Raw genomic sequence first — 20,515 nt, 5'->3', positions numbered from 1 at the left:
GTGCTCCTCTGAATCCTTTGATTTGGAATAGGCGGCGGCGCGCGGATCAGTCGCGGTACGCGACGCCCGGCAGCACGCACAGCAGCTCGTACGCGAGGTTCGCGCCGAGCAGCGCCGTGGTGCCGAACGGGTCGTACGGCGGCGCGACTTCGACGAGATCGCAGCCGACGATGTTCAGCCCCTTCGCGCCGCGGATGATCTCGAGCGCCTGCGGCACCGTGAGGCCCGCGATTTCCGGCGTGCCGGTGCCCGGCGCGTAGGCCGGATCGATGCCGTCGATGTCGAAGCTGATGTAGACGGGCGTATCGCCCACGCGCTCGCGCACTTCTTCCATCAGCGGCGCGAGCGACTTGTTCCAGCATTCCTCCGCCTGGACGACGCGGAAGCCCTGCTCGCGGCACCAGTCGAAATCCTCGGCCGCGTAGCCGGTGCCGCGCAGGCCGATCTGCGTGACCTTGTCGCCGTGCAGCAGGCCTTCCTCGACCGCGCGGCGGAACGGCGTGCCGTGCGCGATCTTTTCGCCCATCATCGTGTCGTTCACGTCGGCGTGTGCATCGACGTGGATCAATGCAACCTTGCCGTGCTTGCGATGGATCGCGCGCAGGATCGGCAGCGCGATCGTATGGTCGCCGCCGAGCGTGATCGGCTTGCAGTCGTGCTCGAGGATCGCGTCGTACGCGGCTTCGATGCGTGCGATGGAATCGTGCAGGTTGTACGGATTGATCGCGACGTCGCCGATGTCGGCGATCTGCAGCGAATCGAAGGGGGCTGCGCGCGTGGCCATGTTGTACGGGCGCAGCAGCACGGATTCGGTGCGGATCTGGCGCGGGCCGAAGCGTGCGCCGGTACGGTTGGAGGTGCCGAGATCGAACGGCACGCCGACGAAACAGGCGTCGAGGCCTTCGGCGCTCGCCACGTGCGGCAGGCGCATCATCGTCGCGATGCCGCCGCAGCGCGGCATTTCATTGCCGCCGAGCGGCTGGAAATGGGGGTGGTCGTTCATGGGCTGTCTCTTCCGATGTGGGGTTGCCGTATCATGCGACGCGGCTTGGCGCACAGTTTTACGCGCTCCGCCTGCAAAGAAGAATGCGAAGATATCGACGTAAACATCGATTCTCATCGATGTATGGAAGGGGATGAGTGTGCTGGGGAATCTGTCGACCCTCGATCTGCGGTTGATCCGCGTGTTTCTCGCGGTCACGGACGCAGGCGGCGTATCGGCCGCGCAGGCCGTGCTGAACGTCGGGCAGTCGACGATCAGCGCACAGCTTTCGTCGCTCGAGACGCGGCTCGGCTACCGGCTCTGCGAGCGCGGCCGCAGCGGTTTCCGCCTCACGCCGAAGGGGGAGCGCTTCCACGCGATGAGCCGCAAGCTGCTCGCGGCGCTCGATGAATTCGGGATGGCCGCGCGGCACATGGATCGTCAACTGGTCGGCACGCTGAATATCGGCCTGATCGGCCATACGCCGGTGAGCCAGAACGCGCGGATCGCCGAGGCGATCGCCGCGTTCCGCACCCGCGACGAGGCCGTGCGTTTCTCGATCTCCGTGCGCGCGCCGGGCGATCTCGAGGAGAAGCTGCTGAGCGACGAGATCCAGATCGCGGTCGGCTATTTCTGGCACCGGGTGCCGTCGCTGCACTACACGCCGCTGTTCATCGAGCGCCAGGTCGCGTACTGCGGCCGCGGCCATCCGCTGTTCGACGGCGCCGGCGCGCTGACGCCGGCCGACGTCGCGGGCTTCGAATGGGCGTGGCGCTCGTATCCACTGCCCGAGGCGCAGATGTCGACGACGCCCGATCGCGTGACCGCGACGGCCGACAACATGGAGGCCGTCGCGTTGCTGATCCTGTCCGGCCACCACCTCGGCTACCTGCCGCAGCACTTTGCCGCGCCGTACGTCGCGCAGGGGCTGCTCGCGCCGCTCAATCCGGAGCAACTGCGCTACGACGTGACGTTCCACATGGTCGTCGCGCGCAACGGGCGCGGCAATCCGCTCGTGGATGCGTTTCTCGAGGATCTCGAACGCGCGCACCAGCCGCCCGACATCGCATAGGCCGCCGGCCTCAACACTGTGAACGAGTGTTGCAGCGGCGTGGCCCGACGCGGCCCACATCGATCGGCGTCGAAGTGATGGATCGGGCGTCGGGTGCGGCTTGCGCGCACCGCCCACCCGCCGGCATCACGGCACCGGCAACCCCGCGTCATGCTTGACCTCGCGCAGCGACAGCGCCGATTCGATCGACGTCACGCCCGGCAGCATCCGCAGCGATTCGCGCAGGAACGTGCCGTAGTCGTCGAGGTCGCGCGCCACGACCTGCAACAGATAGTCGGCGGTGCCCGCCACGTTGTGGCACGCCAGGATCCGCTCGATGCCGAGCACCTCCCGCTCGAAGCGGTCGGCGGTCTTGCGGTCGTGCGTCGCGAACCGCACGAGCACGAATGCAACGACGCCGAAACCGAGCGCCTGGCGCGACAGCTGCGCGCGGTAGCGCTCGATGTAGCCGTCGTTTTCGAGACGCTTCAGGCGTCGCGCGCAAGGGGTCTCGGAGAGGCCCACGGTGTCGGCGAGGCGGGCGATCGGCAGGCGGCCGTCGCGCTGCACCGCGGCAAGGATGGCGCGGTCGGTTTTGTCGAGTTCGATCATGTTGGCGGATTCCTGGTGAAGATTCGATGATTGTGGCGGATTCCCCTATAGATCGCCAATTCTGGACCAAAGATGGCCAATAATCCCTCGCCCGCTGGCGGCAACATATCGCCGTAAGAGGAGAGGGGCAGACCATGATTTCCACGCATTTGCTGTTGATTTATCTCGCCGCGCTGGCAGCCATCTATGCGGTGCCGGGGCCGGACATGGCGCTGGTGCTGCAGACCAGCATCGGCCGCGGCGTGCGGCCGGGGATGGCGGCGGCCGCCGGCCTGTCGCTCGCGCGGACCGCGCACGTGACGCTGTCCGCCTGCGGCGTCGCGGCGCTGATCCGCAGCGCGCCGTGGCTGTACGAAGTGATCCGCTACGGCGGCGCGCTCTATCTCGCGTATGTTGCGATCCAGGTGTTCCGTTCCCCCGTGTTCGCGCTCGGCGATGGCGACGCCGCGGCGACGGCGGGCGAGCTGCGCCAGTCGTTCGTGAAGGGCTTGCTCACCAACCTGCTGAACCCGAAGGCGCTGCTGTTCTGCTCGGTGCTGCTGCCGCAGTTCGTGCGCCCCGTGGCCGGCCCGGTCGTGTTGCAGATGTTCGAGCTGGGCGCGTTGCTGGTGGCGGCCGGCGTGTGCTTCGACCTCGCGTGCGTGTTCGGCGCATCGCGGATCGCCGCGTGGATGCGCGCGCATCCGCTCGCGCAGACGGTGCAGCGCTGGACGTTTTCCGCGGCGCTGATCGGCTTTGCGCTGCGGCTGTCGATGGACTGAGTGCCGATGCGGCGTCGCGCCTGCGCAGGCCGCGCGGCGCGTCGCCGCACCCGATGGAAGCCGCGCGCACCGCCGGCCCTGGCTTGCGCCCCGTCGCAGAAGGGCGTGCGCGCAAATCGTCCGACTGTTCTAAACTCCCTGTTACTTCGCGCTGAGCGAACCCGACCGAACGAACGGAACCGTCTCCCGCCGGCCCTGTCCGATTTCCTGGCTGTTCCGTGCAACGCGGTACCAAGGAGGGTCTGAACATGGCAAGGCATCTTCACGCCGACCGTGAACCCCGAATCGTCCCCGAGTCCAAGTGCCTCGGCCCGTGCGATCCGGCAGAACGCATCCACGTCACGATCATGTTGCGGCGGCAGGAAGAAGGGCAACTCGATACGCTGCTTCACCAGCTCGCCACCGGCGACGCGCAAGCGAAACCGGTGTCGCGCGAAACCTTCGCGCAACGCTTTTCCGCCAATCCCGACGACATTCGCAAGGCCGAGGACTTCGCACGTCGCCACCAGTTGACGGTCGACCGCGTCGATCCCGTCGAAAGCGTCGTCGTGCTGTCCGGCACGATCCAGCAGTTCGAAGCCGTGTTCGGCGTCAAGCTCGAGCGCTTCGAGCATCAATCGATCGGCCAGTATCGTGGCCGCTCGGGCCCGATCGCGCTGCCCGACGATCTCGGCGATGCCGTCACGGCCGTGCTCGGCCTCGACAGCCGCCCACAGGCGCGGCCGCACTTCCGGCTGCGACCGCCGTTCAAGCCCGCGCGCGGCGGCGCGGCGGGCGTCACGTTCACCCCGATCCAACTGGCATCGCTGTACGGCTTCCCGGCCGGCGACGGCGCCGGGCAGTGCATCGCGATCATCGAGCTCGGCGGCGGCTACCGCGCGGCCGACATCCAGCAGTATTTCCGCGGGCTCGGCATCGCGACGCCGCCGACGCTCGTCGACGTGAACGTCGGCACCGGCCGCAACACGCCGACCGGCGACCCGAGCGGCCCGGACGGCGAAGTCGCGCTCGACATCGAGATTGCCGGCGCGATCGCGCCGGCCGCGAAGATCGTCGTGTACTTCGCGCCGAACAGCGACGCGGGCTTCATCCAGGCCGTCAACGCGGCCGTCAACGATACGACCAACAAGCCGTCGGTGATCTCGATCAGCTGGGGCGGCCCGGAGGCGATCTGGCAGGCGCAGTCCGCTCAGGCGTTCGACCGCGTGCTGCAGGCGGCGGCCGCGCAGGGCATCACGGTGTGCGCGGCGTCCGGCGACAGCGGCTCGGGCGACGGTCTGCAGGACGGCGCCGATCATGTCGACTTCCCGGCATCGAGCCCGTACGTGCTCGGCTGCGGCGGCACGCAGCTCGACGCGCTGCCCGGGCAGGGCATTCGCAGCGAGGTCGCGTGGAACGACGAGGCCGCCGGCGGCGGCGCGGGCGGGGGCGGCGTCAGTACGCTGTTCGACCTGCCGGCGTGGCAGCAGGGGCTCACCGTCACGCGCGCCGACGGCAGCAGCGCGCCGCTCGCAAAGCGCGGCGTGCCGGACGTTGCCGGCGACGCGTCGCCGCAGACGGGTTACGAAGTGTCGATTGCGGGCACGGCCACGGTGATGGGCGGCACGAGCGCGGTCGCGCCGCTGTGGGCCGCGCTGATCGCGCGGATCAATGCGGCGGCGAACGGTGCGACTGCCGGCTGGGTCAACCCGGTGCTCTACAAGAATCCGGGCGCGCTGCGCGACATCACGCAGGGCTCGAACGGCACGTATGCGGCCGCGCAGGGCTGGGATGCGTGCACGGGCCTCGGCAGCCCGAACGGCGCGCAGCTCGCGGCGATCCTGACGCGCAAGCCGTCGAGCTGACGGCAGCGGTACACGTCTTTCCGTATGGCGCGGGCTTCCTGTCCGCGCCTTTTTCTCACCTCCAGGAGCAGCACGATGGGCATCGATTCCGCATCCTCCGGCGGCGTGTATCCGCTGCATCACGGCGACCACAATTCGCATGGCGTGCCGCCGACCGTCAATCCGGTCGCGCTCAGCCACGGGCGCGACCAGCCGTTCTTCGATCCGGTCGCGTACGGCAACGGCCCCGACGATTCGGTGACCGACACGACCGAGGCGGCCGCGATCACGCATCACACGATCCTGATCGACGGGAAGCGCATCGCCTACACGGCGACGGCCGGCCACCTCGTGACGGTCGACCCGAGCAGTTCGCAGCCGGCCGCGAAGATCTTCTACGTCGCGTTCACGGCCGACGGCGCGAAGGAGGAAACGCGGCCCGTGACATTCTTCTATAACGGCGGGCCGGGCTCGTCGTCGGTGTTCGTGCTGCTCGGCTCGTTCGCGCCGAAGCGCATCAAGACGTCGATGCCGGGCTTCACGCCGCCTGCGCCGTACCAGATGGAAGACAACCCGGACAGCATGATCGACCACAGCGACCTGGTGTTCATCAACCCGGTCGGCACCGGCTATTCGGCAGCGGTCGCGCCGAACAAGAATCGCAATTTCTGGGGCGTCGACCAGGACGCGGATTCGCTGAAGCAGTTCATCAAGCGCTACTTGACGAAGAACAACCGCTGGAATTCGCCGAAGTACCTGTTCGGCGAATCGTACGGCACCGCGCGCAGCTGCGTGCTCGCGTACAAGCTGCACGAGGACGGCGTCGACCTGAACGGCGTCACGCTGCAGTCGTCGATCCTGGACTACCGGCAGGCCGGCAACCCGGTCGGCGCGCTGCCGACCGCGGCGGCCGATGCGTGGTATCACAAGAAACTCGGTGTCACGCCGGCGCCGACGGATCTCGGCGCGTTCGTCGAGGAAGTCGCGCAGTTCGCGCGCACCGACTACCTGAACGCGTTGCGCACGGTCCCGCATGCGGACCCGGCGGCCGTGCAGAAGCTGTCGCAATACACGGGCATCGATACGGCGACGCTGCAATCGTGGAGTCTGAACATCGCCGGCTACGACGCGCGCGGCAATTCACTGTTCCTGACGACGCTGCTGCATGCGCAGGGGCTCGCGCTCGGCTCGTACGACGGCCGCGTGACCGGGATCTCGTCGGGTATCGCCGGCAAGATCGACCCGAACTCGGGCGGCAACGATCCGACGATGACTGCCGTGACGGGCGTCTATACGGCGATGTGGAACAGCTACCTGAACGAGCAGCTGAAGTTCACGTCGAATTCCGCGTTCACCGACCTGAACGACCAGGCGTTCCAGAACTGGGATTTCAGTCACATCGACCCGACCGGCGCGCAGCAGGGCATCGACGCGCAGGGGAACGTGATCCTCTATACGGCCGGCGATCTCGCGGCGGTGATGGCGCTGAACGTCGACCTGAAGGTGCTGTCGGCGAACGGCCTCTACGATTTCGTCACGCCGTTCTACCAGACCGTGATCGACCTGCAGCAGATGCCGCTCGAGGATCCGAAGGTGCGGCAGAACCTGTCCGCGCGTTTCTATCCGTCGGGGCACATGGTGTATCTCGACGGCGGCTCGCGTACCGCGCTCAAGCGCGATCTCGCGGCGATGTACGACGCGACGGTCAGCGATACGGGCGCGCGGATGCGGATTCGCGCGCTGCAGGCGAAGAAGACGGGCGGGCACGCGTAGCGTTGCCCGTCGTTTGGTTGCCGCGCGTAGCCGCTACGGCGCGCGCGGCGGTCGGGTTCCGACGTTGTGGGCCGGTCGCGCCGGGCTGCAGCGCCGGATCGCGACGCGGCGGTCGTTCAGCCGCAATGGCGGCTTAAGCAGCCGGCCAGTCGAACATCGTGTACGGCAGCGCGCGCTTGTGGCGCGACGCGTCGTAGAAGCGCAGCACCGTCTCGTACACGTGGTCGCTCACCGGCTTGCCTTCGAGGAAATCGTCGATCTCGTCGTAGCTCACGCCGTACGCGTGCTCGTCGGGGCGCAGCGGGCGCAGTTCCTCGAGATCGGCAGTCGGCACCTTCATCACGATCAGTTCGTCGCCGCCAAGCGCACGGGCCACCGCGCGCACGCGACGCTTGTTCAGCCCCGCGAGCGGCAGGATGTCCGCGCCGCCGTCACCGAATTTCGTGAAGAACCCCATCAACGATTCGGCCGCGTGATCGGTGCCGATCACGATCCCGCGCCGTGCACCGGCCACCGCGTACTGCGCGATCATGCGCTCGCGCGCCTTGATGTTGCCGTGCACGAAATCCTGCTGCGCCGGCGTCTCGAACGCATGGCCGGACGCGGCCAGCGCGGCGAGCATCGCGTCGGCGGCCGGCTTCACGTTGACGGTCAGCTCCTCGTCCGCGCGGACGAACGCGAGCGCGCGCTGCGCATCGGCTTCGTCGTTCTGCACGCCGTTCGGCAAGCGCATCGCGATGAAACGTGCGTCGTAGTCGTCGGCGCGCAGGCGTTCGACCGCCAGTTGCGCGAGCCGGCCGGCCGTCGACGAATCGACGCCGCCGCTGATGCCGAGCACGTAGGTCCGCAGGCCGGTCGAACGAAGGTATTGCGCGAGGAACTCGACGCGGCGGGCAATCTCGGCCTCGGCGTCGAATTGCGGGGCGACGTTCAGTTCGGCAATGATCGCGCGTTGGCGGCTGGCGAAATCGGCGGATGTCATGAAGGAAGTTCCGGAACAAAATCAAGGCGCCCATCATAAGCGCAATCGCGCCGTGGCGCCGCGCCGGGCGTGCGATCCGGCGATGTCGCGTTGCTTCGGCGAGACGGCTGCATCGCCGTGGTGCACGGTGCGCCGGGCGGGTGCAGGATGCCGCGCAACGGGCATTCGCATGGCCGGTAGTCGATGCGCGTGGCGGCCGGTGTGCAGGCAGCCGCACGGCGCACTCGGGCAGGTGCGTCAGCGCCGCGCGAGCACGACGCCCACCAGCGCGAGCGCGAAGCCGGCGAGCTGGATCGCCGCGAGCGTTTCGCCGAACAGCCAGTAGCCTTGCAGCGCGGCCAGCGGCGGCGCGAGGAACAGCAGCGACGTCGCGCGCGCGGCGTTGCCGCGCCGCAGCATCCACATCAGCATCGTGACCGCGCCGCCGGACAGGAACACGACACCCCATACGAGCGACACCCACAGCGCCGGCGCGCCGATCCAGCGCGTCTCGTGCAGCAGGGCGACGAAGATGGCCGCGACGATCGCCGCACCGAAGTTCTGGATGGCGACCGCCGTGCGCAGGTCGCTCTGCGCGAGCTTGCCTTTCTGGTACAGCGAGCCGGCGGTGATCGACCCGACCGCGAGCACCGAGACGGCCACGACGAGCCACGCCGGCGCGGCGCCCGGCGGTGGCGCGACACCGCCCGTGACCTTCGGCGCCAGCACGAGCGCGACGCCGGCGAGCCCGAGCGCCATCCCGAACCAGCCGCGGGCAGGCAGGCGCTCGTTGAACAGCGGGACGGCGAGCACGGCGGTGGCGAGCGGCTGCAGCGCGCCGAGCAGCGCCATGACGCCCGCGTTCAGCCCTTGCGCGACGGCCCAGTAGCTCGCGCCGAGATAGATGCCCTGCAGCAGCGCCCCCGCGATCAGGTGGCGCGGCCATTCGCGGCGGGCCGGCCACGGTGCGCGCGCCACGAGCGCCACCACGCCGAACAGCGCGGCCGTGCCCGCGAAACGCGCGAGCAGGAACAGATTGGGATCGGCGTAGGGCTTGATTGCCCGCGCAACGATGAAGCCGGTGGACCAGAGGGCGACGAAAGCGGCGGCGACGATCGAGATCAGCATGCGTGGCGGGCCGCGACGCGGCCGGACGGAATCGTGAAGTCGGCCAGTATCGGGGCAAGCGATGCGGGCGTCTTGTCGAATCCTGCACTCATGCCGCGCATCGTGTGAATGCGCCGGCGCTCGTTGCGTGCCGTGCAACCGGCTTCCGGCGCGGGCCGGTGATTGATCGGGGCAGGCGCTCGGACGGGAAGGGCACGCGCCGCGTGCGGAGCGGGCGAGCGTGAAGCCGCGGAGATCAGTCGATCGAGAACGTGTCGAGCGGCTGGTTGGCGCGCGCGTCGTTCGCGAAGCGCGCGGCGAGCTGTTCGTAGAGCCGGCGGGCCTCGTCGAGCGTCAGGTCGATCCAGTACGGATCGCCGGCCGCGTCGTTGAGACGTTCGGGCGGAAACTGGATTTCGATCACACTGCCTTTGCGATACATGGCGCGAGCCCCTTTGCTTGGTCTGTCGTTCGGCGAAGCGCAGAGTGTAGCAACCGGCGCCGCGCCGATTCGCGCGCGTCAGGCAATACAGAATTTCGCTTTCGGGAAACGCGGCCCGCCGGGTTTCCCGACGCAGTCAAATGCCGGTCAAACGGCCGTAATACAATGGGCGGCTTACCCATTACCAGTCGCCTCGGGCGCACACGCGATGCTGGCGGAACAACGTCATCAATTCATTCTGTCGGAACTCGGGCGGTCGGGCGCATTGTCGGTCGCGGAACTCGTCCGCTCGCTCGACGTGTCGCGCGAGACCGTGCGGCGCGACCTGAACGCACTGGCCGCACGCGGCCTGCTCGTGATGACGCATGGCGGCGCGCTGGCCGCGGATCGCCGCGAGCCGAGCCTGTCCGAGCGCGAAGCCGCGAACGCCGAAGCGAAGCGCACGATCGGGCGGCGCGCGGCCGAATTCGTGCCCGACGATGCATCGGTGCTGATCGATTCGGGCAGCACGCCGCATGCGGTTGCGCTGGCGCTCGCCGACCGGCACCGGCTGTCGGTCTACACGAACGACTGGCGCACCGCGTTCGTGCTCGCGCGGCGCAACGGCAACCGCGTGACGCTGCTCGGCGGCGAACTGTCCGACGACGAGGACGCCACGTTCGGGCTCGACACGATCCAGCAGCTCGCGCAGTACCACGTCGATTTCGCGTTCGTGGGCGCCGGCGGGATCACGCCCGACGGCGAGTGCACCGACTACTCGCGACTCGCGGCCGAAGTGCGCAGCCGGATGATCGCGGCGGCGGGCATGGCGATCATCGTCGCCGATCATTCGAAATTCGGCCGCGTGACGCCGGTGCGCATCAACGGCACGGCGGCTGCCCGCTATCTGGTGACCGAACGCGCACCCGACAAGGCCGTGCGCCGCGCGTTGACCGCGCGCGGGATCGAACTGCTCGTGTGCGACTGACGCGCGTCCGACATACAAGGTTCATCGAACCGTCATCCGCAGGGAAGAACCGGCGTCAAGACTGACTCATTCACCTCGACCGGCCGCAAGGCCAGGGAGCAACGAATGACCGTCAGCGTGCGCAGCTATCTTTCCCCCACCCTGGTCCTGCTGGCTTTCGACTGGCCCGATGCGGCGTCGCGTGCCGATTTCCTCGGCTTCGCGATCCGGCGCACGCCGGGCTTCTGGTCGGCCGACGGCAAGACGCGCGCGCCGGACAGCTGGCTGCCGAACCGCCTGACGTTCGACGGCCCGGCCGCGCACACGCAGGGCGACGCGCCGACCGACCAGGCGCCGATCCAGAAATTCATGTGGTGGGACGCGCGCATCGACCCGCAGGATCGCGGCGCGGCGTTCCGCTATGACGTGTATCCGGTCGTCGGTACGCCGGCGAGCCTGCAGGTGCTCGACGCGCAAGCCGGCGTGTGCGACGTCGTGTTGCCCGCGCACATCGAGGACGGCATCGGCACGTGGTTCAACCGCGCGGTGGTCAGCTCGCAGGCCTTCGCGAAGCAGGTGGCGGCGCTGGGCCTCGCGCCGAATGCGGCGCCGAGCGACGCGCAGGCGCTGAAGCTGCGCACGTGGCTCGCGAACGACATGGAGCAGGTGTTCACGGAGATGCTCGACCCCGCGTCGCGCGCGGCGTCGGCCGTCTATCACCTGACCGACACGCTGTGGGCGCTGCCGGCGTTCGAAGCGTTCGGACGCCGGCACGGCGAAGCGTCGCTCGCGATCGTCTACGACGCGCACACGACGGCGCGCAAGGGCAAGCCGCCGCTGCCGTCGCCGAACCAGCCGGCCGTCGATGCGCTGCAGGGTCTCGCGACGCTCGCGCCGCGCGACAAGACGCACATCATGCACGACAAGTTCATCGTGACCGATGCGTCGTCGAATGCGGTGCCCTCACGCGTGCTGACCGGTTCCGCGAACTTCACGACCGAGGGGCTCACGGAGCAGGCGAACGTGCTGCACGCGTTCGATTCGCCCGCGCTTGCCGCGCTGTACAACGATCGCGCGCATGCGCTGGCCGGGAATCCGTCGATCGCGGAGACGGCGCCGCTGTCGCCGGGCTGGTCGGAACCGATGACGATCGGCAGTGCGCAGGTACGCCTCGCGTTTTCGCCGGAGCCGGCGGGGCAGCGCACCGAGATCGACACGATCGTCGCCGCGATCGCGGCCGCGAAGCATTCGGTGTCGTTCTGCCTGTTCATGCCGACCGACGCGGCGTTGCGCGACGCGTGTTTCGCCGCCGGCGACCGCGGCCTGATGATGTTCGGGCTGGTGAACAAGATCAACGTCGGCAGCGCGACGAAGGCCGATGCGGCGCAGCAGGCCGGCCAGACGCTCGATGCCGCGACGCTCGCGAACCTCGAGTTGTATCACCGCAGCCGCGACAACCACGACGTGATCGATGCCGCGTATTTCTCGCCGGCCACCGTGCCGCAGGGCTTCGAGCCGGAATTGCGGCTGTTTCCGGGCGAACCGGCGCCGGCCTTTCCGCCCGTCGTGATCCATCACAAGTTCATCGTGATCGATGCGGAGGGCGCGAATCCGGTCGTCTATACGGGCTCGGCGAACATGAGCCGCAATTCCGAGCAGTACAACGACGAGAACCTGCTCGAGATCCGCGACCAGCGGATCGCGGCGATCTATCTTGCGGAATTCCTGCGGCTGTACGAGCACTATCGCGCGCGGGCGCTGGCGATCAGCGCAAAGCAGCACGGCGCCGGCACGGGCACGCATGCGCGGCTCGCGCTCGCGCCCGATTCGAGCTGGGCGAAGAAGTATTACGTGGCGGGAAGCCCGGAAGAGAAGGCGCGGATCGCGCTGGCGTCGACCACGCCGGCGGACTGACGCACGAGAGAACGCCGGGCGCGGTCGAGGCGCGCCCGGCGTGAGACTGACCGCGAAACCGGCTGACGGCGCCGCTTATGCGGCGACGTAGCGCAGCACGGCGTCGGCGATCGTGTCGCGATGCCGTGCGCGCAGGCGCGGTGCCGACGGGTCGCGGCCGAACGCGGCGCCGAACGTGTAGCGGTTCGACACGCGGTGGAAGCAGAACGAGCTGATCAGCAGGTGCAGGTCGAACGCGTCGATGTCCTGGCGGAACGCGCCGCTCGCCGCGCCGCGTTCGACCAGTTCCTCGAGCGTCTTGATGATGCTGACGTTGCGGTTCTTGAACGACTTGAGCTGTTCGAGATACTTCGCGCCGTGGATGTTCTCGATCGACACGAGGCGGACGAAGTCGCGATGCTTGTCGTGATAGTCGAACGTGAATTCGACGAGGCGGCGCATGCCCTCGCGCGGCTCCATGTCACCGACGTGCAGTTCCTGCTCGAGTGCGCGGATGTCGCCGTACACCTTCTCCAGCACGGCCTCGTACAAGCCTTCCTTGCTTTCGAAGTAGTAGTAGAGCATCCGCTTCGTCGTGTTGGTCCGCTCGGCGATGGCATCGACGCGCGCGCCCGCGAGGCCCATCGCGGAGAATTCCTGCGTGGCGACGTCGAGGATGTTGCGTTTGGTTTGCTCGGGATCGTATTTGCGCCGCGCATCGGACGGAAGCGCGCGGGTGTCGGGCGTGGCGGCCTTGCTTCCTGCTTTCATGTGACTTTATTGTGGCTTCGGCGGCTTGGAAAAGCCATTCTAGCATGCGGGAAATCCCCGCCCGGCCGACCTGACGCTCTAATCGGCAGGGCGGTTTCGGCCGCCGTGGCCGCCGCTCAGCGGCGGCAGGAGGCGAGCGCGTCGCGGGCCTGGTACGCCGTGTACGTGAGCTGCGCGGCCGCGAGGCCCGCCAGCCCGAACGTGCGCGTGAGCCCGAACGCGTTGAAACCTTCCGGCACCGGCCGGCCTTCGGCCAGCGCGGCCGCGAGCGCTTCGCCGGCCACGGTGGTCGGTGCCATCCCGTGGCCGCCGAACGCGATCGCGTGCCACACGCCGTCCGCGTCGCGGCCGATCTGCGGCATCTTGTGCCGCGCGTAGCTCATCAGCCCGCCCCATGCGTAGTCGACCTTCACGCCTTCCAGTTGCGGATACACGCGCAGCAGGTCGCGCCGCAGCAGGCGCGCGATTGCGTCGGGGCCGCGGTCGAGCACGGAGATCCGGCCGCCCCACAGGATGCGCGTGTCCTTCAGCGGACGGTAATAGTCGAACGCGAAACGTGTGTCGTAGATCGCGTACGGCGCGTCGATCGCGTCGGGCAGGCGCGCGCCGAGCGGTTCGGTCGCGATCACATAGGTCGCGATCGGCAGCACCGCGCGCTCGATGCGCGGCGACACGCCGCGCGCGTAGCCGCCGCCGGCGAACACGACGTCCTTTGCGCGCACCGTGCCCTGCGCCGTGCGCACGATGTACCCGGCGCCTTCGCGCGCGATGCCGAGCGCAGCCGAGCGTTCGTACACGCGCGCGCCGCCGCGCGATGCGGCCGCCGCGACGCCGAGCACGTACTTGAGCGGATGGAAGTGGAAGGCGTTCGGCTCGAACAGGCCGCCGTAATAGCGCCGCGTCTTCAGCCGCTTGCGCAGCGCGTCCGTGGAAACGGGTTCCCAGTCGACGCCGAGTTCATCCTTCATCAGCGTGCGCACGCTGTCGAGCCGGGACGGATCGTCGAACCAGTTCGCGAGCATCACGCCCTGGTCGACGATGTCGCAGTCGATGCCGTAGCGCGCGATCCGCGCGCGGATCAGGTCGACCGCATCGACGGTGAGCCGGTACAACCGGCGCCCTTCGTCGCGGCCGAGCGTGCGCAGCAGGTCGGCGTTGTCGAGGCTGTAGCCGCCGAACACGAAACCGCCGTTGCGGCCCGACGCGCCGAAGCCGACCCGTTCGCTGTCGAGCACGACGACGTCATGCACGCCGCGCTCGACGAGGCCGAGCGCCGTGCACAGGCCGGCGAGGCCGCCGCCGACGATGCAGACCTGCGTGTCGATCGTGCCGGTCAGTTGCGGGTAGGGCTGGCGGGTAACGGTGGCTTCGTAGAAGTTCTGCATGCGATTTCGTTGACTCGTAACGGCGGAAAAACAGGCGGCGCGCGTCGATCTTGCCTGAACGTGCGCGCCGCGTCGAATGGGGGCTGGGCGCCGGCCGCCGCGTTCGGGGGCGGCCGGTGCGATCCGGGCCGATCCGCGCGGTCAGGCGCCCGGCGTCGGGTTGGCCGGCCGGGCGACATAGCCCGCGTAGCCGGTGTCGGCCTGCGGCGCGGGTGCGGGCGTCGCGTTACGTTCGATCCACGGCGCGATCTCCATGTCTTCGTAGCGCACGAGGCGGCATTTGCGCACGAGCGCGTAGCCGAGCCAGATCGCGAGGAAGAATGGCAGGCCGATGTAGGTCGCGGCGACGCCGACCCAGTCGATCTTGTCGGAGAGGAACGCCTGGTAATCCTGGCCGAGCGCGACGACCGCGCACAGCGCGAATGCGAACAGCGGGCCGAACGGGAACCACTTCGACCGGTACGGCAGTTGGTCGAGCCGGTAGCCCTGTTTCAGGAAGCCCTTGCGGAACCGGTAGTGGCTGACCGCGATGCCGAGCCACGTGATGAAGCCGGCCATGCCCGACGTGTTCAGCAGCCACAGGTACACGGTCTTGTCGCCGTAGAGCGACGTGAGGAAACACAGCGCGCCGACGGCCGTCGTCGCATACAGCGCGTTGCGCGGCACGCCCCCGCGCGACAGCTTCGCGAAGATCTTCGGTGCGCGGCCTTCGACCGCGAGGTTGTAGAGCATCCGCGTGGACGCATACATGCCCGAGTTGCCGGCCGACAGCACGGCCGTCAGGATCACCGCGTTCATCACGCCGGCCGCGAATGCGAGGCCCGCGTGGCGGAACACCAGCGTGAACGGGCTCACGCCGATGTCGGTCACGTCGCTCTTCAGCAGGCTCGGGTCGGTATAGGGAATCAGCACGCCGATCACGAAGATCGCCAGCACGTAGAACAGCAGGATGCGCCAGAAGATCTGGCTCACCGCGCGCGGGATCGTCGTGCGCGGGTTTTCCGATTCGCCGGCCGCGACGCCGATCATTTCGGTGCCCTGGAACGAGAAGCCCGCGATCATCGCGACGCCGAGCATCGTCGCCCAGCCGCCGGCGAACGGCGCGTCGCCGATCGTGAAGTTGCCCCAGCCCGCGCTCGGGCCGCCCTGCGTGATCCCGAAGATCATCAGCAGGCCGACGCCGACGAACGCGAGCACCGTCAGCACCTTGATCAACGCGAACCAGTATTCGGCTTCGCCGAAGCCGCGCACCGACAGCGCGTTGAGCGCGAAGATCAACGTGAGGAACAGTGCGCTCCACCAGACGCCCGGCACGTGCGGGAACCAGTAGTGCATCACGAGTTGCGCGGCGACCAGTTCCACCGCCAGCGTCACGGCCCAGCTGTACCAGTAGTTCCAGCCGAGCGCGAAGCCGAAGCCTTCGTCGACGAACTTCGCGCCGTAGGTCGCAAACGAGCCCGACACGGGCATGAACGCGGCCATTTCGCCGAGGCTCGTCATCAGGAAATAGACCATCAGGCCGATCACCATGTACGCGAGCATCGCGCCGCCGGGGCCGGCCTGCGAGATCGATGCGCCGGACGCGACGAACAGGCCCGTGCCGATCGAGCCGCCGATCGCGATCATCCGCAGATGGCGGGCCTGCAGCGCGCGGTGGAGGGACGGCTTCGCGTGCGGCGAGCCGGACGGACGGGGCGAATCGGGGCGGATATCGGAATGCATGGCGGGCGCTGGGCGCTGTCTCCGGAATTGTTTTTCGGTGACGAAGCGCGACGCGTTGCCGGCTGCCGGCCGGGCAGCGGTAATGCGGTGCTGAAACGGGCCGGATGAACCGGGCCGCGATGCGTGTCGCCTTCGTCTGTCATCCGGCAGCCGTCACGGCGGCCGGCGGCGCGCCGGGTGCATTGCACCTCGACGTCGCAACGATTGTGTGTGCCCGGTGCACGGGGCGGCAAACGATATTTCCGAACAGGGTGATGCAGCTTTGTCATCAACTTGCATCGCGTCGGGATGCGTCCGATGGCCTGGCTGCGGGCGTTGGAAACGTCCCATATCGGCACGAGAATGCATCGGTCCGGCTCGTCGAGGTGTTGCGTTTTCGGAATGAAGTCGTGAGTTAATATCAATAGCGGCCCGACTTGTGGCCGCCGACAATGTGTTTCATGGATCGTGCCGCCGCGAGGCGGGAGCGCGCCGTCCGGCGGGCTCCCGGCGGCGGCGCAGCGCGATGCGCCGTGCGGCGCACCGGGCCTGCCGCGCGGCGCATCCGCTTGCACAGGGCGCGCGAACGCGCTCCAATCGAATCACGCGGGCGGCGCTGCCGCCGCACCGATCAATCTGTCCCTGAAGAGGAAGTGATGCAATTCAACGACATTCTTGCCGCGCTCGATATCGATCTCGCCCAGTGGAAAGGCAATGCGCTGACCGCGCGTTCGCCGCTCGACGGCGCGACGCTCGCGACGCTGGCCGTCGACGCGCCCGCCGACGCCGAGCGCAAGATCGACGCCGCGCACGACGCATTCCTCAAGTGGCGCACGGTGCCGGCGCCGGTGCGCGGCGAACTCGTGCGCGTGTTCGGCAACGTGCTGCGTGAGCACAAGGCCGAGCTCGGCCGCCTCGTCACGCTCGAGGCCGGCAAGATCACGTCGGAAGGCCTCGGCGAAGTGCAGGAAATGATCGACATCTGCGATTTCGCGGTCGGTCTGTCGCGCCAGCTTTACGGCCTCACGATCGCCTCCGAGCGCCCCGGCCACCGGATGATGGAAACGTGGCACCCGATCGGCGTGTGCGGCGTGATCTCGGCGTTCAACTTCCCGGTCGCCGTGTGGGCATGGAACGCGGCGCTCGCATTCGTGTGCGGCGATTCTGTCGTGTGGAAGCCGTCCGAGAAGACGCCGCTCACCGCGATCGCGTGCCACGTGCTGCTCCAGAAGGCGATCCGTGAATTCGAGAAGACCCACCCGGGCGTCGCGCCGGCGGAGCTGAGCCAGCTGGTGCTCGGCATGCGCGATGTCGGCGAGGTGCTGACAGCGTCGAAGAAGGTGCCGGTGGTCAGCGCGACGGGCAGCGTGCGGATGGGCCAGGAAGTCGCGAAGGTGCTGAGCCAGCGTCTCGCGCGCGGCATCCTCGAACTCGGCGGCAACAACGGGATGATCGTCGCGCCGAGCGCCGATCTCGATCTCGTCGTGCGCGCGGTCACGTTCGCGGCGGTCGGCACGGCTGGCCAGCGCTGCACGACGCTGCGCCGCCTGTTCGTGCATCGCAGCCTGGTCGAACAGCTGCTGCCGCGTATCGAGAAGGCCTATGCATCGGTGAAGGTCGGCAACCCGCTTGAAGAAGGCACGCTGGTCGGCCCGCTGGTCGATCGCGCGTCGTTCGATGCGATGCAGAAGGCGCTGGCCGATGCGCGCGAGCAGGGCGGCGAAGTGAAGGGCGGCGAGCGCGTCGACGTCGGTCACGCTGATGCGTACTACGTGCGTCCGGCCATCGTGCGGATGCCGAAGCAATCGGCGGTGGTCGAGCGCGAGACGTTCGCACCGATCCTGTACGTGATGGTCTACGACAACTTCGACGACGCGATCGAACTGCACAACGCGGTGCCGCAAGGCCTGTCGTCGGCGATCTTCACGAACGACATGCGCGAGGCCGAGCAGTTCATGTCGGCAGCAGGCAGCGACTGCGGGATCGTCAACGTGAACATCGGCACGAGCGGCGCGGAGATCGGCGGCGCGTTCGGCGGCGAGAAGGAAACGGGCGGCGGCCGCGAGTCGGGTTCGGATGCGTGGAAGGCGTATATGCGCCGCGCGACGAACACGATCAACTACAGCCGGCAGTTGCCGCTGGCGCAGGGGGTGAAGTTCGACGTTTGATGCCGTGTGGGATTGGCGTGTTGCTCACGCTGATTTCATCGGGCGACTGATGTAGCGTCGTAATCGTTTCAAGTGGGAAAGCCGGCCATGGGCCGGCTTTTTTGTTTTTGGCGGGGAAATTGGTTACCGGCTTATGGGGGGATGGTTTGGTGGTGCTTTCAAACGTATCGATTTTCTGATGAGGTGGGGTTAGTGATTGCTCGAATAAGTACGAGATTATTATCATTTTTCGTATGCGTATGAAAATAATAACTTTTCTTGTTTTCTTTCAATTCTTTCGATATCTTCGTGGTGTTGTGCTCGGTGACGGGTGGGGCGCAGCAGAAAAACGAATTCACATTTAATTATTTTGAATGAAATTCCAATTCCACATTGGAGAATTTGCAAATATGCCGGATGTAAAGTATTGAGTTTGAGTGATTGGTAAATAATCTCGAATCTAGTGTGGGTGGTGTTAATGCGGGTTGCTGATGTCAGATCGATTTAAAGGATGGCACTCAATATCGAAAGAGGAAGTGGTTGATAGCGAATCTCGGAGTCTTGTTGGTGGAGTGATTGGAATTTACAAGTTCAGTCCGGCCATTCTGGTACTGCATGTCGCCGGTGCAATCGTAGCTTGGCTTGCGCCGGAAGATGCGCTGGTGCGATGGCCCTTTCTAGATATGATTGTAGCCGGCGTTGGCAAAGTATTTCCTTTGCTATTCGGTGCTGTTGAGAAGTCAAAATTCCCCGACGTCACTGCACTCTATTTTGCGCTGATGCTTGCCGCCTTTCCGTTTAGGCTTCTGGTTGGGTTTCGTTTGCTTTATTCTGGTCAGGCTAAGGGGAGGGAAGTGTATGAGAGATTGTCGATAACAGGAAAGGTAAAGGTAATTTTGGGTGCTCCATTTTTTCTTTTATGTGGGGTTTTTGTTTTGGTTGAGGGGTACTACTACGAATTTAATTTCATTCCCATTGGTGAGTCTCGATTGTGGCTTGGCTTGGTGGGGCCGTTGTTCGCAGGCGGTGCTCATATTATGTGTATTTCTCTAGGTCTTAGTTGGATTTGGTTCTTTGTGATCAGTATTTTTTCATCGAAAGAGGAGTGATTCATGGCTTGGCATGAACTTGATGAGTGGGACGCGTTGGGGGCTGCGGGAGAGAGTGTAAAGCAGGCGTTGGAAAAAATTTCCATTCATGTCGGGCAGATTTCCACCAATGCGGCCAGATTGTCCGTCGACGCAGCCGCGCGTGCCGAGTACTCAAGGCTAATGTGGCAGAACCTTGATGAACTTAGCACTGCTGTGATTCGAGGGTTGGATAGCGTTGACCGTAGCCGCCTTGACGCTCAGCTAATCGCACGTGTAGAGGCGATGAGATCAGAGTTGGCCAAGGCGCGGTCGTTTGCAACGATTGCGACAGAAGCCGATAACCTAGCAAAAGGCATTCAGGGAATCGGGGCACAGCTGGGCGGTCTCATTTCGGCAGCGCAGCTACTTTGGGTTCTCAAGGATCCAAACGCGTCATCGTACGAAGTTGGCAGTGTCGCGATGGGCGTGTTGGGCGGTATTGTCGCGGCAGTTCTATTGCCTGTCACCATGTCGGGAATTGTTGGTGGCGCTTTGACTATTGGGGTCGGCGTGATTGGAGGCGCGACGGCGAAATTCGCTTGGGAGAAATACATAGCTCCGAATGTCTTCAACTGGAGCGAGAGCAACAGCGCTAATTTCCGGCAGGAGCTTTCGCGTACGATTGACCGTCTTATGGGAGTCTCGTCGTCGAATGTTTCTGTTAGAGATTCCTACGTTGATGGCGTATGGGCCATCACGACTTATAGTGATGGAGTTCGAGTCGAAGTGGCCAACCTGCCATATAGGGACCAGGTGCCTGGATTTGAAGCGGGGAGTGTTAGCGTCGGTGATCGGTGGGTAGGCTATTCGACAAAAGTCGTTACTCCCGATGGCAAGGGCGGTAGCGTGATCGAGTATATTGGGCAATCCGGCGTGGTGACTTCAGTCAACGATCGGGTTACTCGGGCCTGTCAGGAATTTTGTGTTTAAGGCATAACATGCTCCCAAGGAGAATTTATGCCTCGCAAACCGAAAGCCCAGCCGGCGGCTCTGCCGGCGATTCCGGCCGAGTTGCTTGAGCAGTTCGGCA

The 20,515-nt window shown here is 66.3% G+C and carries 17 protein-coding genes; 9 read left to right on the top strand and 8 right to left on the bottom strand.

Features of this window, described 5'->3' with window-relative positions; translation table 11 throughout:
* Positions 1 to 46: 46 nt before the first annotated feature.
* Positions 47 to 1,003 (bottom strand): agmatinase, encoded by a 957-nt coding sequence (gene speB / locus LGN17_RS35535; protein ID WP_175954891.1) that lies wholly within the window; start codon positions 1,001 to 1,003, stop codon positions 47 to 49.
* A 139-nt stretch (positions 1,004 to 1,142) separates the two neighbouring features.
* Between speB and LGN17_RS35530 the strand changes: the two genes are divergently transcribed.
* Positions 1,143 to 2,054: a LysR family transcriptional regulator gene (locus LGN17_RS35530; RefSeq protein WP_175954932.1), complete on the top strand. Its 912-nt coding sequence runs from the start codon at positions 1,143 to 1,145 to the stop codon at positions 2,052 to 2,054.
* Between the two features lie 126 nt (positions 2,055 to 2,180).
* On the opposite strand, the gene LGN17_RS35525 is transcribed toward LGN17_RS35530, so the two are convergent.
* Positions 2,181 to 2,645: an Lrp/AsnC family transcriptional regulator gene (locus tag LGN17_RS35525; protein ID WP_226201447.1), complete on the bottom strand. Its 465-nt coding sequence runs from the start codon at positions 2,643 to 2,645 to the stop codon at positions 2,181 to 2,183.
* A gap of 134 nt (positions 2,646 to 2,779) precedes the next feature.
* Between LGN17_RS35525 and LGN17_RS35520 the strand changes: the two genes are divergently transcribed.
* The 3 genes from LGN17_RS35520 to LGN17_RS35510 all read left to right on the top strand — a co-directional run bounded on the left by LGN17_RS35520 (position 2,780) and on the right by LGN17_RS35510 (position 7,002).
* On the top strand, positions 2,780 to 3,406 hold the full coding sequence (locus LGN17_RS35520; protein ID WP_226201446.1) for a LysE family translocator: 627 nt from the start codon (positions 2,780 to 2,782) through the stop codon (positions 3,404 to 3,406).
* Positions 3,407 to 3,654: 248 nt separating this feature from the next.
* Entirely contained in the window at positions 3,655 to 5,250 is a 1,596-nt protein-coding gene (locus LGN17_RS35515) for a protease pro-enzyme activation domain-containing protein (protein WP_226201445.1), read from the top strand.
* A gap of 75 nt (positions 5,251 to 5,325) precedes the next feature.
* Positions 5,326 to 7,002 carry a S10 family peptidase gene (locus LGN17_RS35510; RefSeq protein ID WP_226201444.1) on the top strand — a complete coding sequence of 559 codons (1,677 nt, stop codon included), beginning with the start codon at positions 5,326 to 5,328 and terminating at the stop codon, positions 7,000 to 7,002.
* 133 nt (positions 7,003 to 7,135) lie between these two features.
* On the opposite strand, the gene nadE is transcribed toward LGN17_RS35510, so the two are convergent.
* The 3 genes from nadE to LGN17_RS35495 all read right to left on the bottom strand — a co-directional run bounded on the left by nadE (position 7,136) and on the right by LGN17_RS35495 (position 9,512).
* Positions 7,136 to 7,984, bottom strand: a complete 849-nt coding sequence (gene nadE, locus LGN17_RS35505) for an ammonia-dependent NAD(+) synthetase (RefSeq protein ID WP_226201443.1) — start codon at positions 7,982 to 7,984, stop codon at positions 7,136 to 7,138.
* Positions 7,985 to 8,221: 237 nt separating this feature from the next.
* Positions 8,222 to 9,091 carry a DMT family transporter gene (locus tag LGN17_RS35500; protein ID WP_226201442.1) on the bottom strand — a complete coding sequence of 290 codons (870 nt, stop codon included), beginning with the start codon at positions 9,089 to 9,091 and terminating at the stop codon, positions 8,222 to 8,224.
* 235 nt (positions 9,092 to 9,326) lie between these two features.
* Positions 9,327 to 9,512: a hypothetical protein gene (locus LGN17_RS35495; RefSeq protein ID WP_060083291.1), complete on the bottom strand. Its 186-nt coding sequence runs from the start codon at positions 9,510 to 9,512 to the stop codon at positions 9,327 to 9,329.
* A 208-nt stretch (positions 9,513 to 9,720) separates the two neighbouring features.
* On the opposite strand from LGN17_RS35495, the gene LGN17_RS35490 reads away from it, so the two are divergent.
* A complete protein-coding gene (locus LGN17_RS35490; protein ID WP_175954879.1) occupies positions 9,721 to 10,479 on the top strand; it encodes a DeoR/GlpR family DNA-binding transcription regulator in 759 nt (252 codons plus the stop codon).
* Positions 10,480 to 10,584: 105 nt separating this feature from the next.
* On the top strand, positions 10,585 to 12,372 hold the full coding sequence (locus LGN17_RS35485) for a phospholipase D-like domain-containing protein (RefSeq protein WP_226201441.1): 1,788 nt from the start codon (positions 10,585 to 10,587) through the stop codon (positions 12,370 to 12,372).
* A 75-nt stretch (positions 12,373 to 12,447) separates the two neighbouring features.
* On the opposite strand, the gene LGN17_RS35480 is transcribed toward LGN17_RS35485, so the two are convergent.
* The 3 genes from LGN17_RS35480 to LGN17_RS35470 form a co-directional block, all read right to left on the bottom strand.
* Positions 12,448 to 13,122 carry a TetR family transcriptional regulator gene (locus LGN17_RS35480; protein ID WP_174954344.1) on the bottom strand — a complete coding sequence of 225 codons (675 nt, stop codon included), beginning with the start codon at positions 13,120 to 13,122 and terminating at the stop codon, positions 12,448 to 12,450.
* Between the two features lie 116 nt (positions 13,123 to 13,238).
* Positions 13,239 to 14,507: an NAD(P)/FAD-dependent oxidoreductase gene (locus LGN17_RS35475; RefSeq protein ID WP_175954873.1), complete on the bottom strand. Its 1,269-nt coding sequence runs from the start codon at positions 14,505 to 14,507 to the stop codon at positions 13,239 to 13,241.
* 141 nt (positions 14,508 to 14,648) lie between these two features.
* Positions 14,649 to 16,229, bottom strand: a complete 1,581-nt coding sequence (locus LGN17_RS35470; protein WP_226201440.1) for an amino acid permease — start codon at positions 16,227 to 16,229, stop codon at positions 14,649 to 14,651.
* A 635-nt stretch (positions 16,230 to 16,864) separates the two neighbouring features.
* Here LGN17_RS35470 and LGN17_RS35465 point away from each other — a divergent pair.
* The 3 genes from LGN17_RS35465 (at position 16,865) to LGN17_RS35455 (ending at position 20,415) form a co-directional block, all read left to right on the top strand.
* Positions 16,865 to 18,376 (top strand): aldehyde dehydrogenase family protein, encoded by a 1,512-nt coding sequence (locus LGN17_RS35465; protein WP_226201439.1) that lies wholly within the window; start codon positions 16,865 to 16,867, stop codon positions 18,374 to 18,376.
* A gap of 515 nt (positions 18,377 to 18,891) precedes the next feature.
* The gene (locus tag LGN17_RS35460) at positions 18,892 to 19,464 is read left to right on the top strand and encodes a hypothetical protein (RefSeq protein WP_226201438.1); all 573 of its coding nucleotides are present in this window, start codon (positions 18,892 to 18,894) and stop codon (positions 19,462 to 19,464) included.
* 3 nt (positions 19,465 to 19,467) lie between these two features.
* Positions 19,468 to 20,415, top strand: coding sequence for a hypothetical protein (locus tag LGN17_RS35455; RefSeq protein WP_226201437.1), 948 nt, complete (start codon positions 19,468 to 19,470; stop codon positions 20,413 to 20,415).
* Positions 20,416 to 20,515 lie beyond the last annotated feature (100 nt).

Origin of the sequence: Burkholderia sp. AU30280 (assembly GCF_020420125.1) — a bacterium.
GTDB lineage: Bacteria > Pseudomonadota > Gammaproteobacteria > Burkholderiales > Burkholderiaceae > Burkholderia.
This window is presented reverse-complemented; position numbering and strand designations above follow the sequence as displayed.

Bases quoted from the DNA above. Each gene is read 5' to 3' on its own strand.
- speB (WP_175954891.1), bottom strand. From the start codon at position 1,003: ATGAACGACCACCCCCATTTCCAGCCGCTCGGCGGCAATGAAATGCCG.
- LGN17_RS35525 (WP_226201447.1), bottom strand. From the start codon at position 2,645: ATGATCGAACTCGACAAAACCGACCGCGCCATCCTTGCCGCGGTGCAG.
- LGN17_RS35520 (WP_226201446.1), top strand. From the start codon at position 2,780: ATGATTTCCACGCATTTGCTGTTGATTTATCTCGCCGCGCTGGCAGCC.
- LGN17_RS35515 (WP_226201445.1), top strand. From the start codon at position 3,655: ATGGCAAGGCATCTTCACGCCGACCGTGAACCCCGAATCGTCCCCGAG.
- LGN17_RS35510 (WP_226201444.1), top strand. From the start codon at position 5,326: ATGGGCATCGATTCCGCATCCTCCGGCGGCGTGTATCCGCTGCATCAC.
- nadE (WP_226201443.1), bottom strand. From the start codon at position 7,984: ATGACATCCGCCGATTTCGCCAGCCGCCAACGCGCGATCATTGCCGAA.
- LGN17_RS35500 (WP_226201442.1), bottom strand. From the start codon at position 9,091: ATGCTGATCTCGATCGTCGCCGCCGCTTTCGTCGCCCTCTGGTCCACC.
- LGN17_RS35495 (WP_060083291.1), bottom strand. From the start codon at position 9,512: ATGTATCGCAAAGGCAGTGTGATCGAAATCCAGTTTCCGCCCGAACGT.
- LGN17_RS35490 (WP_175954879.1), top strand. From the start codon at position 9,721: ATGCTGGCGGAACAACGTCATCAATTCATTCTGTCGGAACTCGGGCGG.
- LGN17_RS35485 (WP_226201441.1), top strand. From the start codon at position 10,585: ATGACCGTCAGCGTGCGCAGCTATCTTTCCCCCACCCTGGTCCTGCTG.
- LGN17_RS35480 (WP_174954344.1), bottom strand. From the start codon at position 13,122: ATGAAAGCAGGAAGCAAGGCCGCCACGCCCGACACCCGCGCGCTTCCG.
- LGN17_RS35475 (WP_175954873.1), bottom strand. From the start codon at position 14,507: ATGCAGAACTTCTACGAAGCCACCGTTACCCGCCAGCCCTACCCGCAA.
- LGN17_RS35470 (WP_226201440.1), bottom strand. From the start codon at position 16,229: ATGCATTCCGATATCCGCCCCGATTCGCCCCGTCCGTCCGGCTCGCCG.
- LGN17_RS35465 (WP_226201439.1), top strand. From the start codon at position 16,865: ATGCAATTCAACGACATTCTTGCCGCGCTCGATATCGATCTCGCCCAG.
- LGN17_RS35455 (WP_226201437.1), top strand. From the start codon at position 19,468: ATGGCTTGGCATGAACTTGATGAGTGGGACGCGTTGGGGGCTGCGGGA.